Here is a 12,095-nt window from a genome sequence, read left to right as displayed (position 1 = left end):
TAGCTTGAGGGGTGTGTCCCTACGCGGCTCACACCCCGACCCCTTAAGCCATGTGTATGTTAAAAGCCGCGTGCTCGAAAGAGCGCGCGGCTTTTGTTTTCTTGATGATTCGGGTGTGGCAGACAGATAATGCTAAACACCCAAGGTAGTAGCCGAGTTTGAGAAAATGGGAGGATAGGATGGCGATCGGAGCGCGTAAGCAACCGCTGTACGATCAGCTGGTCGATATTCTGACCGAAAAGATTGACCATGAATATCGCGCCGGTGACATGATTCCTTCCGAGCGTGAGCTTTCGGAGCGCTATGGTCTCTCGCGCACTACGGTACGCCTGGCTCTGCAGGAACTGGAGCGTTTAGGACTGGTGGTTCGGCAGCACGGTCGCGGTACCTTTGTGACCGACCGTTCGGCAAAGGCAACCAATCTTATGCAGTCCTACAGCTTTACCGAGCAGATGCGCGCGATGGGGCGCGACCCCGAGACCACGATTCTCGAGTTTTGCGAGATGGAGGCCGATAAGAATCTGGCCGAGCATATGGGATTGCGTATCGGTGATCGCATTTTTAAGCTCAAGCGCCTTCGTTCTGCCGACAACATGCCCATGATGGTCGAACGCAGCTATCTACCGGTTCGTCAATTTATGTCCCTAAAGCGACCGCTGCTGGAGCGTAAGCCGCTTTACGATGTGATTGAGCAAGACTTTCAGCAAAAAATACGCGTGGCCGAAGAGGAGTTCTATGCGAGCATAGCCCGTCCCACCGATGCCCACCTTTTGGAAATCGTCGAGGGCTCGCCTGTGCTCGATTTGGTTAGGACTACGTATAACGAGTCAAACGAGGTTGTGGAGTATACGCTCTCGGTTGCTCGTGCCGATCAGTTTAAATACAAGGTTTACCACCAGCGTAGCGACTAGTGTTCGCACCGTTTCCATATGATGATTCTCTGTATTTAACTGGTTACTACCAGATAACCAACCGAAGTGTATAATTGCACGTCAGAGGATTACTTCTAGAGAGAGGTATTAGAAATGTTCGAGAAGAGTGTCGAGGAGCTCACCGAGCTCGGCGCCCAGATCACCACGGCCGAGATTGCTCAGCAGCCCGAGCTTTGGCGTGATACGCTCAACATCTATCGCGAGAACAAGGAGGCCATCGAGGCCTTTCTGGCCGAGGCTCGCGCTATGGGCGAGGGCCGTCTGTCCGTTGTCTTCACCGGTGCCGGTACGTCCGACTACGTTGGCGATACCTGCGCCCCGTACCTGCGTCACGCTGGCAACACTGATCTCTACGACTTTAAGCCCATCGCCACGACCGACATCGTGAGCGCCCCGCGCGACTTCCTGCGCGCCGAGGATCCCACGCTCGTGGTTTCCTTTGCCCGCTCTGGCAACAGCCCCGAGAGCCTTGCCGCCGTTGCCGTTGCCAAGGAGCTCGTCCACAACGTCAAGTTCCTCAACATCACCTGCGCTCCCGAGGGCAAGCTCGCCGTCGAGTCTGCCGATGACCCCAATGCGCTGACGCTGCTCATTCCGCGCGCCAACGACAAGGGCTTCGCCATGACCGGCTCCTACACCTGCATGACCCTGCTCTCTACCCTCATCTTTGACGAGGCTTCCGATGAGCAGAAGGCCGAGTGGGTCGAGACCATCGCCAAGATGGGCGAGGAGGTCATCGCTCGCGAGTCCGAGGTTGCCGATTACCTGGCTGGTGACTTCAACCGCGTGACCTACTTGGGTTCTGGCTCCTTCGGTGGCCTTGCCCAGGAGAGCCAGCTCAAGATCCTCGAGCTCGCTCACGGTCTGGTCGCTACTTCCTACGACACCTCCATGGGCTATCGTCACGGACCTAAGTCTTTCGTCGACGATAAGACGCTCGTCTTCGTGTTCGTCAACAACGACGCCTACACCCGTCAGTACGACATCGACATCCTCAACGAGATCGGTGGCGACGAGATCGCTCAGCACACCGTCGCCGTTCAGCAGGAAGGTGCCACCGTCTATGAGGGCGAGTCTTTCACCTTTAAGGGCTACGAGGCACTGCCCGAGGGCTATCTTGCTCTGCCGTTCGTGATGTTTGCCCAGGCTATCAGCCTGCTCAACTCCGTGCGCGTGGGCAACACGCCCGATACGCCGAGCCCCACCGGCACGGTCAACCGCGTGGTTAAGGGCGTGACGATTCACCCCTTCACCGCTTAATCGCGTCCCCCTGTAAGGGCGCCCGTCCGCTCATAACGGCGGGCGGGCGCTTTTTGTTTTACCTGAGCTGGGTATAAGCATCACCACAGTCAACTGCTTTAGAAGCAAGGAGTGCATATGAGCACGTACGCAATTAAGGCTGACAAGTTCTTCTTGCCGGCAGGCCCGCAACTGGGCGGCTATCTTATGGTCGAGGATGGCGTCTTTGGCGCCTGGCAGGCCGACGAGCCCTCTTGCGAGATTAAGGACTACACGGGATCGTGGATCGCACCGGGTATGGTCGATACTCACATCCATGGTTTCTACAACCACTCAACTACCGATAACGATCCCGAGGGCATCGATATCAGCTCGACCGAGCTTGCCCGTCGCGGTACCACCAGCTGGCTGCCCACGACGTTCACCGATGGCGTCGAGCAGATCAAGGACGCCTGCGCCGCCATCGCCCAGGCTGACGAGGGTCGCGGCCCCGACTTCTGCGGTGCTCGCATTCAGGGCATCTACCTGGAGGGCCCCTTCTTTACCATGAAGCACGTGGGCGCGCAGAACCCCGCTTATCTTATCGATCCCTCCGAGGAGGTCTTCGATCAGTGGCAGGAGGCCGCGGGTGGTCGCATCGTTAAGAGTGCCATGGCGGCCGAGCGCGACGGTGCCGCTGCTTATGCGGCTGCTCTGAACGCCAAGGGTGTGGTGACCAGCATCGGTCACTCCGACGCCACCTACGATGAGTGCATTGCCGCCATCAACGCTGGTGCCAGCTGCTTTACGCATACCTATAACGGCCAGCGCGGGCTGCATCACCGTGAGCCCGGTGTCGTGGGTGCTGCCATGTCCACGCCCGAGACCTACGCCGAGATCATCTGTGACGGCAAGCACGTAAACCCTGCCGCCATTAAGGCGCTGCTGCAGGCAAAGGGCTGGCAGCACACGGTGCTCATCACCGACTGCCTGGGTTGCGGCGGCATGCCCGAGGGCAGCTACACCAGTGGTGGTATGGACGTCATCATGAAGGACAACCTGTGCTGGCTCGCCGACGGCAAGAGCATTGCCGGCTCGGTGCTCACGCTTGCCCAGGGCGTCAAGAACATCGTCGACTGGGGCATCGCCAGCGCCGATATCGCCATTCGCATGGCAACCGAGGTGCCGGCACGCTCTGCGCACATCGAGGATAAGTGTGGCAGCATCATGCCGGGTCGCGACGCCGACTTTGTCGTGTTCGACCACGAGCTCACCCTCGTCGAGACGTATGTTGGCGGCCAGAGCGTCGGCAACGCCTTTACCGAGTAGCGATAGAAAAAGACGGCGGGCCCGAATCTGCTCGGACCCGCCGTATGGGTTAAACGCTCAAAAGCACCTTCACAGTTACAGCTTGTTAGCGATCTTCTTTGCCGTGCGCTTGACGCCGGCCACCAGGCCTCCTGCAGGATGCTCCTTCTCGTATGCTAGACGCTTCTCGCGCTTGGCGTACTCTTCGACGATGATGTCGCCATACTCGTCTTCGATCTTGTCGAAGAAGTCGACGGCGCCCTTAATTTCCTCAGCGGTCGGGTGTCCCTTTTGGACACCGCCGGCGAGCTTGAACGGCCCCCACGTATCAAAGCCGGGGCAGCCGTAGACACCCATAAAGATGGCCTGCCTCATGCGGCAGATGCCATCGATATCCTTGCCGTACCACTTGTTTTTGCCACCGTAGGTCATAAGGCCAAACACCTTGTCCTGCGGCTGCAGCACGTTAGTGAGCACGCGTGCCATGTCCTTGTCGATCTCGGAGTAATAGATGCCCGTGGCGACACCGATTAGATGATATTCGTGCAGGTCGGGGTACTCGTTTTTACCGAGCGACTTCACGTCGAGGGTATCGATCTCGGGGTGCGCCTCGACGATGGCGTCCACGAGCTTTTTCGTATTGCCGTGGTGGCGTGAGGCATAGAGGATGATGGTTCGCATAAGAAGGCCTTTCAGCTGTAATTGCATCAATGTCTGTATGGTACCCCGTTGCATGGCTGGGATACCGGACGCATCGATGAACGTGCGGGTTTGTCCTTTGGTCAGGGCCGAGACGGGTACTTGCGAGCAAAAAGCAGTTGTTCGAAAGGATGGGCAATGGAATACGCTCTCTCCAACGATTCGATTTCTATTAAGGTGTCCACGGCTGGCGGTTCGTTTACCTCGATCGAGGCTGGAGGTCGCGAGTATCTGTGGCAGGGTGACCCCGCCGTGTGGTCCGGCCAGGCACCGATTTGCTTCCCGATTTGCGGAGGCTTGCGCGACAACAGCGCCATGACGTTTGCCGGGCATCATGTAAAGCTCGCTCGCCACGGGTTTGCGCGCAAGCAGGAGTGGAAGCTGCTGAGCCAAAACGCGAACGAGCTGGCGATGTGCCTGGCTTCGGAGGATAACGCCGCGCTGCTGAGCGATTATCCGTATCCGTTTAAGCTCGTCGCCCGTTATACGCTCGAGGACAGTGCCGTGCGCGTCTCCTATGAGGTGACCAACGAGGGCACCGAGGACATGCCGTTCTTTATCGGTGGACACCCCGGCTTTAGGTGCCCGCTCGATGAGGGCGAGGCCTATACGGACTACGAGTTGCGCTTCGAGAAAGACGAGGCTGCGGAGCTTTGCACCGCCGTACCCTCGACCGGATTGATTGATGTAGCTAACCGCTCCAAGAACCCCATGGTGGGAAAGACGCTGCCTCTGTCGCATGAGCTCTTCGATTTTGCGGAGACCATCTTTGACGTGCTCGAGAGCCGTCAGGTCACGCTTTCCAAGAAGGGCGAGGACAAGGGCGTTCGCTTGAGCTTTGAGGGTTTCCCGTATCTCATTGTGTGGAGTAAGCCCGAGGGCGATTTTGTGGCAGTTGAGCCTTGGGGCGGTCTTTCGACCTGTTCCGATGAGGACGACGTGCTTGAGCACAAGCGCGGCTGCCTTATCGCCAAGCCCAAGGAGACCATCGCTCGCTCGTTCACGATTGAGATTCTGTAATTCCGTTTTGTCGACTCGTATCGCGAGGCACAAGGAGCCTGCGAGATAAGGAGCTAAAAATGATCCTCACCGTTACGATGAACCCGTCTGTCGATACGCGCTATCAGCTCGATGAGCTCATTATCGACGACGTCAACCGCGTGACGCCCGAAAAGACCGCCGGCGGCAAGGGTCTTAACGTGGCCCGCGTCCTGGGTCAGCTGGGCGATGACGTTGTGGCAACCGGCCTGCTCGGCGGCCACATGGGCGCCTACATGGCTGAGCTCATGGACGCCAACGGTATTAACAACGACTTTGTGCCCATCAAGGGCGAGACCCGTATTTGCCTTAACATCCTCCACGCTGGCAACCAGACCGAGCTGCTCGAGAGCGGCCCGACGATTGCCCCCGAGGAGCTCGATGCCTTTACCGCCAAGTTTACCGAGCTTGCGGGCAAGGCCGACGTCGTCACCATCTCGGGTTCGCTGCCCCGCGGCGTCGAGGCGGACTACTACGCCAAGATCACGGGCATTGCCGAGAACGCCGGCGCCAAGGTGCTGCTCGATACCTCGGGTGCTTCGCTCGAGGCCGCTCTTAAGTCCGAAATTAAGCCCGAGCTGGTTAAGCCTAACCTGACCGAGATCAACGGCCTTCTGGGCACGAGCTTTACCACCGACGATGTGGACGAGCTCCGCGCCGCGCTCGCCTCTGATGCCCGCTTCTCCGATATCCCCTGGGTCGTCGTTTCCATGGGTGCCGCCGGTTCCGTGGGCTTCCATAACGGCCGTGCGTTCCGCGCCAAGACTCCCGATATTCCTGCCGTTAACGCTACGGGTTCTGGCGACTCGACCATTGCTGGCTTCGCACATGCGATTGCTGCTGGCGCGGATGATGAGACGGTGCTGCGTACCGCCAACACCTGCGGCAAGCTCAACGCCATGGATCCCATGACTGGCCACTTGGTCATGGACCGTTGGGACGAGGTCTACAACGGCGTTGTCGTGACCGAGCTGTAGGAGCTTGGGCGTCGGCCCCGGCATCGGTTGCTTACTTGTGGTTAGAGCCGATGACAAGTGCGGTAGCATTATGCCGGGGCGCGACGCCGATGCCGTCGTGTTCAATCCCGACCTTACCCTGGTCGAGACGTATGTGGGTGGCAACAGCGTCGGTAATGCGTTTACCGAGTAGCTGCCAAAGAAACGATCCGAGAGGGGATTTAGATGATTTACGGTGCACTGGGCGATATTGAGGAATACCGCGGAATGCTCAAGGGCCTCGATGTGCTGATCGACTGGCTCGAGGAGAACGACCCGGCGGAGCTCGAGGTCGGCAGCCATCCGATTCTGGGCGACAAGGTCTTTGCGAACGTCATGGCTCCCACGACGCGTCCTGAGGCCGAGGCTCACTATGAGACGCATCAGCGCTATCACGACCTGCAGATTGATGTTGAGGGTCGCGAGGCCTTTAAGGTTGCCACGGGCAGCCTGACGCTGGTCCAGGAGTTTGACGAGAAGGACGACTACGATCTGGTCGATTCCGACGCTTCGATCGCCGGCGATCTTGCCGACGACAAGTTTGCACTGTTCGTTGCCGGCGAGCCTCACATGCCCACGCTCGAGTTCCCGGGCGATGGCGCACAGCCGGTCAAGAAGATCTGCTTTAAGCTGCTTGCAGATGCTTACTGGGAGGAGTAGCGCGCTGCTCGACTGAGCTGCTCGTCTGATGGCGTGATTCCCCTAGGGAAATCACGCTAGGACCCCGCCAAACGTGCTTTCCCTAGGGGAATCACGTTTGGCGGGGTTTTCTGTTTTTGAATAGGGAAGCCTCATTTATTTGCGAAGAACATCGGCTAGCCGCAGGATTGAAATCATCGACCGATAAGTGAGTTCCACTTTTTCGCCCGCAAGCAGTCGTTTCGAGCCAATCTCATCTAGCCCCACAAGCCGAGAAAACAGCGGGCCGCTCATCGTGCCCTCGTCAATTGACTCCCTTATGGTCTTCAAAACGTCCGTATCATGAAGCGATGCCGAGCTGTAGGGGGCAACACGAGCGGAACTCTCAATTAACGACGAGACAAAAGGATGGAGATGCTTTGGACATAGTCCATCAAACACCACATCCCCATTGTCGTTCGAGCCGACCAGGCGCCAAGTATAATGATCGACCCAGTCATCTCCGTCATATATGGCGTCCATGAGCAACTTCCCGTCTAGAGAGAGAAACCTATTTGGACATCGGGGCGCAAGACCGCAATCCATATCGGGCCTGCAGCAGCTCCAACCCAACGCACCACATAGGTTCCCTTTCGTACATGTGTATCAATCTGCCCCGAAATGCCGGTGAATGCAATTCCAGACCCGTTTGTCGGATAGCAATCGACATATTTTTGTTTTCCGCTCACAACCTTGTATAGATATATCGTTCCAGCAAAAGAGAAGGGATCGTTCGCAATTTTGTCCGGAAGAACTTGCCACCTCAAAATCCCGCTACCAATATGGTCAAGCTTGACCGTTCCGCCGTCCCCCTCAAAAGTGGCAAGGGGATTTACCCCAGACTGAGAGTCGGCATCGCCCTCCTTAGCAGTTATCAGCAGGCTGCCCGTATAAGACTGCTGAGGCTCACCTTCAGGACAGGCAGCCTCGGCCCAAGAAGGGCCACTCAGGCAGAACAGTCCGAGCAGCATCATTACCAACAAAAGAAAACCCTTAGTTCTTTTCATCTATATCCCCAACGTCTCTCGACATTTGTATATTGTGGCTATTTTAGATCTATATGGCCAATTCGAGCCCTCACCATGGCAATTGTTGCAGCTGGGTTTCTTTTCATTAAAATTTCACTTTGGTAAATCCCCGCCCCTAAGCATTAAACCCGAAGTCCACCGAGTGGGCGAATCGGCAACAAAAAAAAGCCGCCCGAAGGCGGCTATCTTGTGCAATGGAGCCAGCGACCGGGCTCGAACCGGTGACCCCCGCTTTACGAGAGCGGTGCTCTACCAACTGAGCTACGCTGGCGGCCATGTGGTGACGCAACTGAGGCGTCAACGGCTGTCTATGATACGGGACATCGCACATCCGCGCAAGGGTTCTGACGGCTTTTCTCACTTTAAATGCACTAATATTGGAGACGTGATGTCTCGCTCTTACGAGTCTCAAACAGAATGGGACTGCCATGGCTCAACCCAAGATCCTTCTCACGCGTATCGATGACCGGTTTATTTACGGGCAAGACGTTGAGCTGTGGAACGAGGCTATGGGTTCCAACCTCGTCCTAATCGTCAACGACGAGATTGCGGCGGATTCGCGCAAGTGGGCGCCTATGAGGGTCGCGGCGCCCGAGGGCGTGTGGACGCGGTTTTTCTCGGTGCAAAGGACCATCGACATCATTCATACCGCAACGCCGCGCCAATGGATTCTCATCATGGTGGCGTCGCCCGCGGATGCGCTCGCGCTGGTCAAGGGCGGTGTGCCGATCACCAAGATCAGCATTGGCCATATGCAGGCGGGGGAGGGCAAGCGTCCAGCAACGCCCGCAGTCGCCATAGACGATGCGGACGTCGCTGCCCTCAAAGAGCTGCAAGAGCTCGGCATAGAGCTAGAAATCCGCTACCTCCCCAGTTCCGCCCCCGACCCCATCGGCAATCTGTTCAACTGATCCTTGGGGACGGAGGAAAACGGATCTTTTTGCCCTTGCGAGGGACGCATGCGATGCCGCCTGTCAAAAAATATGCCCATTTACTATGTTTGATCGGCTATCGCCGAGCATGTCGAATTTGAGAAAAACAAAACCGCAGGTAGACGGCTCGCGAATTTAACAAAAATCGGTGCATGTCGAGCATCCCGGGCTAAACGTAGTAAATGGGCATAGTTTTGATATGTCACCCATACAGTCACAGCGAAAATGAGCCTAAAAGATGAAAAAGCGCCCGCCGGCGGTGGTGCCGGCGGGCGCTGCTGTGCGATATGTCGCGTTGTGGGCTTAGTGCCTCATAAAGTGGTACTCGATCACATTGCTGTAGGGGTGACCCGGGCCCACAATGCCCTGCGGGAACAGCGGCTGATGCGGCGTGTCGGGGTACATCTCGGCCTCGAGGGCAAAGCCGGCACCCCAGCCATAGTTGGCGTCGTCCTTGGCATGCTCGTCGCCCAGCCAGTTGCCGGTGTAGAGCTGCACGCCCGGGGCGGTGGTGTAGTAGTCCAGCTCGCGACCGGTCCACATCTCCTCGACGTGCAGGGCGCGGCGCAGATTACGGCCGTACTGATAGTCGCCAATGCACAGGCAGTGGTCGTAGCCGCGTGCTTGCTTGATCTGCGGGTCGTCGGCCTCCATGCCGGGTGCAACGGGGCGCAGCTCGCGAAAGTCAAACGGTGTTCCCTCGACCGGAGCAATCTCGCCGGTGGGGATGTTCTGCTCGTTAATGGGCAGGTAGTGGGCAGCGTTAGCAACAAAGAAGTGCTCGCAGTCCATGCCGGCGTTATGACCGGCAAGGTTAAAGTACGTGTGGTTGGTCATGGACACGTAGGTGGCACGGTCGCTCTCGCAGCCATACTCGATACGGAAACGTCCGGTGCGCGTCACGGTAAACACGGCCGTAAAGGTGCGGTTGCCGGGAAGACCCAGCTCGCCATCCTCAAGCGAGGTGGTCATGCGCACGGCATTGTGGACCTCGTCGAGTTCAACATCCCATACGCGCTTGTGCAGACCATGTTCAAGATCGCTGTGCAGGTTGTTGACGCCTTCGTTGGCCGGCATATGCCAGTTCGTGCCGTCGATAGTAATCGTGGCACCCGCAGTGCGGTTGGCCACGGGGCCGATGGTCGCGCCAAAGCAGGCGGGGTTGTCAAAGTAATCCTCGAGCTTATCGAAGCCCAGCACCACATCGCGCACGTTGCCGGGAATGTCGGGCACGTCGATGCCCAACACAGTGGCGCCATAGTCCATAATGCGAACGCAGATCTCGGGCCCGTTGAGGGTGTAGCGATGAACGGGGGTACCGCACGGCGCGGTGCCGAAAAGCTCGGAAGTGATCATTTGGTTCCTAACATCGAGGTATTTCGGACAAACTGTAGCGCGAACAGGCGAGATTATCACTACACCCCACTAAAGCAGGGGGTATTTTTCTCAAAAAAGTGATGATTGGAGCTGTGTGGGCGTTCATTTTTGACGCGTACGAGTCTGATACAATTTGTTCGTTACTGTTTGAATGATATGCGCGCAAAGAACGGCGAGGATTCATCGTGATTAAGGCAGAGCGACAGGATAAGGTTCGTCAGCTGCTCGAGGAGCAGGGCACGGTCTCGGTCAAGGAGATTTCGGATGCACTGGGCGTTTCGGACATGACGATTCGCCGCGACCTCGAAGAACTTGCGAGTCTGGGCGAGATCGAGCGCGTGCACGGCGGCGCCCGCAGTGCGCAGGGTCGTCCCCACGCCATGCTGCGCCATGAGTATTCGCATAGCGAAAAGCGCACTAAGCATGCCGAGGAAAAGCTGCAGATTGCGCGCCGTGCTGTGGAGCTTATCGAGGAGGGCTCGACCATCTTTTTGGGCACGGGCACCACGGTTGAGCAGATGGCCTCGATGCTGCCGACGTTTCGCCTGCGCATTGTGACCAATTCGCTTTCGGTGTTTAACCTGCTCGAGGCGCGCGAAGACTGCGAGCTGTGCCTCGTGGGCGGTATGTACCGTCGCCGCACCGCCGCTTTTGTGGGACCAACGGCCGAGGATACCCTTCGCGCGCTGGGCATCGATGCGGCGTTTATCGGCGCCAACGGCATTCTGGATGGCGACGTGTCTACGTCCAACATGGACGAGGGCCGTATCCAGCAGCTCGCTTTTAGCAAGGCAGACTCGCGCTATCTGATCGCCGACTCCAGCAAGATCGGCAAGCGCGACTTCTATACCTTCTGCCGCCTGGACAATTTGGACGCCGTGGTGTGCGAGCCGAGTATTACCGATGCGGACCGCGCCGCCATCGAGGAGCACACGCAGGTCATCTGCTAGCTAACGCTGCAGGCGATACTTCTGCCTCCCTCCGTGGCGAGGGATTGGCGTGTCAACGCAACGCGATATGACACGCAAATGTGCTCGGGCCAAGTATTCAGCTTGTGGGCTAGACCAGGCGGGCGTAGTCCTGTGACTGATGAAAGATGTGGGCGATATAGATTGTTTCGTGCTCAAACTTGTATAGACACACGTAGTTGTTTACGGGAAACGATCGGTAATTACGTGCCGCCAGCTCTTGCATGTGCGAGAGGGGACGTAAAAGCGGCTGCTCGCGAAGCAGGTCAAGCTGATATTCAAACTCAGCGACAAAATTGCCTGCCGCACGCGGATTCTTGAGGATTTGAGCAAGGTATCCGACAATACTCTCGTACTCATATCGCGCGCTTTTGAGGATTACGACGTTATAGGTCATATTTGTCTCGTATCGAAGCCGCGAAGGATTCGTAGTCGCTGTAGTCGCCTTGCGATATTTCGTCTTCTGCCAACATCATACGAGAGAGCAGTTTGGCCTTGGCGATTTCGTCTTGCATGAGGCGATACTGGTCGCTGCTGATGCAGTGCATGGCCTCGTAGCCGTTCTTGGTCACGGTGACGTCGCGCTCAGACTCAACAAGCGCGGTAAATGCAGCGGTGTCCTTCATGTCTCGGACGGGCACACAGGTGGGCATAGGTACCTCCTTCGCGTTGGGACACAATTGTACCACGGTATATTATAACGTCGGCGTCGTCGAATTATCTCAATCTGTAACAGTTGGGAGTAGAAAACCGGGTTAGATGTTACAGATCGAGATCTTCTGCTTCGGGCTATCCGTTTGTCTCGATCTGTAACAGGTAGGGCTGGAATACTCAGTTACGTGTTACAGATCGAGATCTTCAAGTTCGGGCCGCTCGTTTGTCTTGATCTGTAACAGGAAGGACCGAAAACCCCTGCTAGATG

Annotated in this window: 14 protein-coding genes and 1 tRNA gene; 8 read left to right on the top strand and 7 right to left on the bottom strand. The window is 57.2% G+C overall.

The window, feature by feature from the left end; all coding sequences use genetic code 11:
- Window positions 1-179 precede the first annotated feature (179 nt).
- The 3 genes from I2H81_RS01850 to nagA all read left to right on the top strand — a co-directional run bounded on the left by I2H81_RS01850 (window position 180) and on the right by nagA (window position 3,479).
- A complete protein-coding gene (locus I2H81_RS01850; RefSeq protein ID WP_195246907.1) occupies window positions 180-911 on the top strand; it encodes a GntR family transcriptional regulator in 732 nt (243 codons plus the stop codon).
- A gap of 114 nt (window positions 912-1,025) precedes the next feature.
- Entirely contained in the window at window positions 1,026-2,192 is a 1,167-nt protein-coding gene (gene agaS, locus I2H81_RS01845; RefSeq protein ID WP_195644306.1) for an SIS domain-containing protein, read from the top strand.
- 117 nt (window positions 2,193-2,309) lie between these two features.
- Entirely contained in the window at window positions 2,310-3,479 is a 1,170-nt protein-coding gene (nagA, locus tag I2H81_RS01840) for an N-acetylglucosamine-6-phosphate deacetylase (protein ID WP_022094606.1), read from the top strand.
- A 75-nt stretch (window positions 3,480-3,554) separates the two neighbouring features.
- On the opposite strand, the gene I2H81_RS01835 is transcribed toward nagA, so the two are convergent.
- Entirely contained in the window at window positions 3,555-4,139 is a 585-nt protein-coding gene (locus tag I2H81_RS01835) for a flavodoxin domain-containing protein (protein ID WP_229026464.1), read from the bottom strand.
- 156 nt (window positions 4,140-4,295) lie between these two features.
- On the opposite strand from I2H81_RS01835, the gene I2H81_RS01830 reads away from it, so the two are divergent.
- The 3 genes from I2H81_RS01830 (at window position 4,296) to I2H81_RS01820 (ending at window position 6,850) form a co-directional block, all read left to right on the top strand.
- Window positions 4,296-5,177, top strand: coding sequence for an aldose 1-epimerase family protein (locus tag I2H81_RS01830; protein WP_195644305.1), 882 nt, complete (start codon window positions 4,296-4,298; stop codon window positions 5,175-5,177).
- 59 nt (window positions 5,178-5,236) lie between these two features.
- Entirely contained in the window at window positions 5,237-6,172 is a 936-nt protein-coding gene (locus tag I2H81_RS01825; protein WP_022093844.1) for a hexose kinase, read from the top strand.
- A 204-nt stretch (window positions 6,173-6,376) separates the two neighbouring features.
- Window positions 6,377-6,850, top strand: a complete 474-nt coding sequence (locus tag I2H81_RS01820) for a YhcH/YjgK/YiaL family protein (protein WP_117778978.1) — start codon at window positions 6,377-6,379, stop codon at window positions 6,848-6,850.
- A 135-nt stretch (window positions 6,851-6,985) separates the two neighbouring features.
- Here I2H81_RS01820 and I2H81_RS01815 read toward each other — a convergent pair whose 3' ends face one another.
- The 3 genes from I2H81_RS01815 to I2H81_RS01805 form a co-directional block, all read right to left on the bottom strand.
- On the bottom strand, window positions 6,986-7,351 hold the full coding sequence (locus tag I2H81_RS01815) for a hypothetical protein (RefSeq protein WP_117736085.1): 366 nt from the start codon (window positions 7,349-7,351) through the stop codon (window positions 6,986-6,988).
- 14 nt (window positions 7,352-7,365) lie between these two features.
- Window positions 7,366-7,875 (bottom strand): hypothetical protein, encoded by a 510-nt coding sequence (locus I2H81_RS01810; RefSeq protein WP_117736086.1) that lies wholly within the window; start codon window positions 7,873-7,875, stop codon window positions 7,366-7,368.
- Between the two features lie 216 nt (window positions 7,876-8,091).
- A tRNA-Thr gene (locus tag I2H81_RS01805) sits at window positions 8,092-8,167 on the bottom strand.
- A gap of 157 nt (window positions 8,168-8,324) precedes the next feature.
- Between I2H81_RS01805 and I2H81_RS01800 the strand changes: the two genes are divergently transcribed.
- Window positions 8,325-8,807 (top strand): PTS system mannose/fructose/N-acetylgalactosamine-transporter subunit IIB, encoded by a 483-nt coding sequence (locus tag I2H81_RS01800; protein WP_195644304.1) that lies wholly within the window; start codon window positions 8,325-8,327, stop codon window positions 8,805-8,807.
- Between the two features lie 324 nt (window positions 8,808-9,131).
- On the opposite strand, the gene I2H81_RS01795 is transcribed toward I2H81_RS01800, so the two are convergent.
- Window positions 9,132-10,184, bottom strand: a complete 1,053-nt coding sequence (locus I2H81_RS01795) for an aldose epimerase family protein (RefSeq protein WP_195644303.1) — start codon at window positions 10,182-10,184, stop codon at window positions 9,132-9,134.
- 206 nt (window positions 10,185-10,390) lie between these two features.
- Between I2H81_RS01795 and I2H81_RS01790 the strand changes: the two genes are divergently transcribed.
- A complete protein-coding gene (locus tag I2H81_RS01790; protein ID WP_271817486.1) occupies window positions 10,391-11,155 on the top strand; it encodes a DeoR/GlpR family DNA-binding transcription regulator in 765 nt (254 codons plus the stop codon).
- A gap of 109 nt (window positions 11,156-11,264) precedes the next feature.
- On the opposite strand, the gene I2H81_RS01785 is transcribed toward I2H81_RS01790, so the two are convergent.
- Together I2H81_RS01785 and I2H81_RS01780 are read right to left on the bottom strand one after the other, a co-directional pair.
- Window positions 11,265-11,570, bottom strand: a complete 306-nt coding sequence (locus I2H81_RS01785; RefSeq protein ID WP_117583553.1) for a type II toxin-antitoxin system RelE/ParE family toxin — start codon at window positions 11,568-11,570, stop codon at window positions 11,265-11,267.
- Window positions 11,560-11,826: a type II toxin-antitoxin system Phd/YefM family antitoxin gene (locus I2H81_RS01780; RefSeq protein WP_195644302.1), complete on the bottom strand. Its 267-nt coding sequence runs from the start codon at window positions 11,824-11,826 to the stop codon at window positions 11,560-11,562. Before I2H81_RS01780 ends, I2H81_RS01785 begins: the two co-directional genes overlap by 11 nt.
- Window positions 11,827-12,095 lie beyond the last annotated feature (269 nt).

This window comes from Collinsella aerofaciens (assembly GCF_015561195.1).
Classification (GTDB): Bacteria; Actinomycetota; Coriobacteriia; order Coriobacteriales; family Coriobacteriaceae; genus Collinsella; species Collinsella aerofaciens_AC.
This window is presented reverse-complemented; position numbering and strand designations above follow the sequence as displayed.

What these genes read in the sequence shown, in the direction of transcription:
- I2H81_RS01785 (WP_117583553.1), bottom strand. Translation starts at nt 11,570, where the DNA reads ATGACCTATAACGTCGTAATCCTCAAAAGCGCGCGATATGAGTACGAG.
- I2H81_RS01825 (WP_022093844.1), top strand. Translation starts at nt 5,237, where the DNA reads ATGATCCTCACCGTTACGATGAACCCGTCTGTCGATACGCGCTATCAG.
- I2H81_RS01830 (WP_195644305.1), top strand. Translation starts at nt 4,296, where the DNA reads ATGGAATACGCTCTCTCCAACGATTCGATTTCTATTAAGGTGTCCACG.
- I2H81_RS01820 (WP_117778978.1), top strand. Translation starts at nt 6,377, where the DNA reads ATGATTTACGGTGCACTGGGCGATATTGAGGAATACCGCGGAATGCTC.
- agaS (WP_195644306.1), top strand. Translation starts at nt 1,026, where the DNA reads ATGTTCGAGAAGAGTGTCGAGGAGCTCACCGAGCTCGGCGCCCAGATC.
- I2H81_RS01815 (WP_117736085.1), bottom strand. Translation starts at nt 7,351, where the DNA reads ATGGACGCCATATATGACGGAGATGACTGGGTCGATCATTATACTTGG.
- I2H81_RS01800 (WP_195644304.1), top strand. Translation starts at nt 8,325, where the DNA reads ATGGCTCAACCCAAGATCCTTCTCACGCGTATCGATGACCGGTTTATT.
- nagA (WP_022094606.1), top strand. Translation starts at nt 2,310, where the DNA reads ATGAGCACGTACGCAATTAAGGCTGACAAGTTCTTCTTGCCGGCAGGC.
- I2H81_RS01810 (WP_117736086.1), bottom strand. Translation starts at nt 7,875, where the DNA reads ATGAAAAGAACTAAGGGTTTTCTTTTGTTGGTAATGATGCTGCTCGGA.
- I2H81_RS01850 (WP_195246907.1), top strand. Translation starts at nt 180, where the DNA reads ATGGCGATCGGAGCGCGTAAGCAACCGCTGTACGATCAGCTGGTCGAT.
- I2H81_RS01795 (WP_195644303.1), bottom strand. Translation starts at nt 10,184, where the DNA reads ATGATCACTTCCGAGCTTTTCGGCACCGCGCCGTGCGGTACCCCCGTT.
- I2H81_RS01835 (WP_229026464.1), bottom strand. Translation starts at nt 4,139, where the DNA reads ATGCGAACCATCATCCTCTATGCCTCACGCCACCACGGCAATACGAAA.
- I2H81_RS01780 (WP_195644302.1), bottom strand. Translation starts at nt 11,826, where the DNA reads ATGCCCACCTGTGTGCCCGTCCGAGACATGAAGGACACCGCTGCATTT.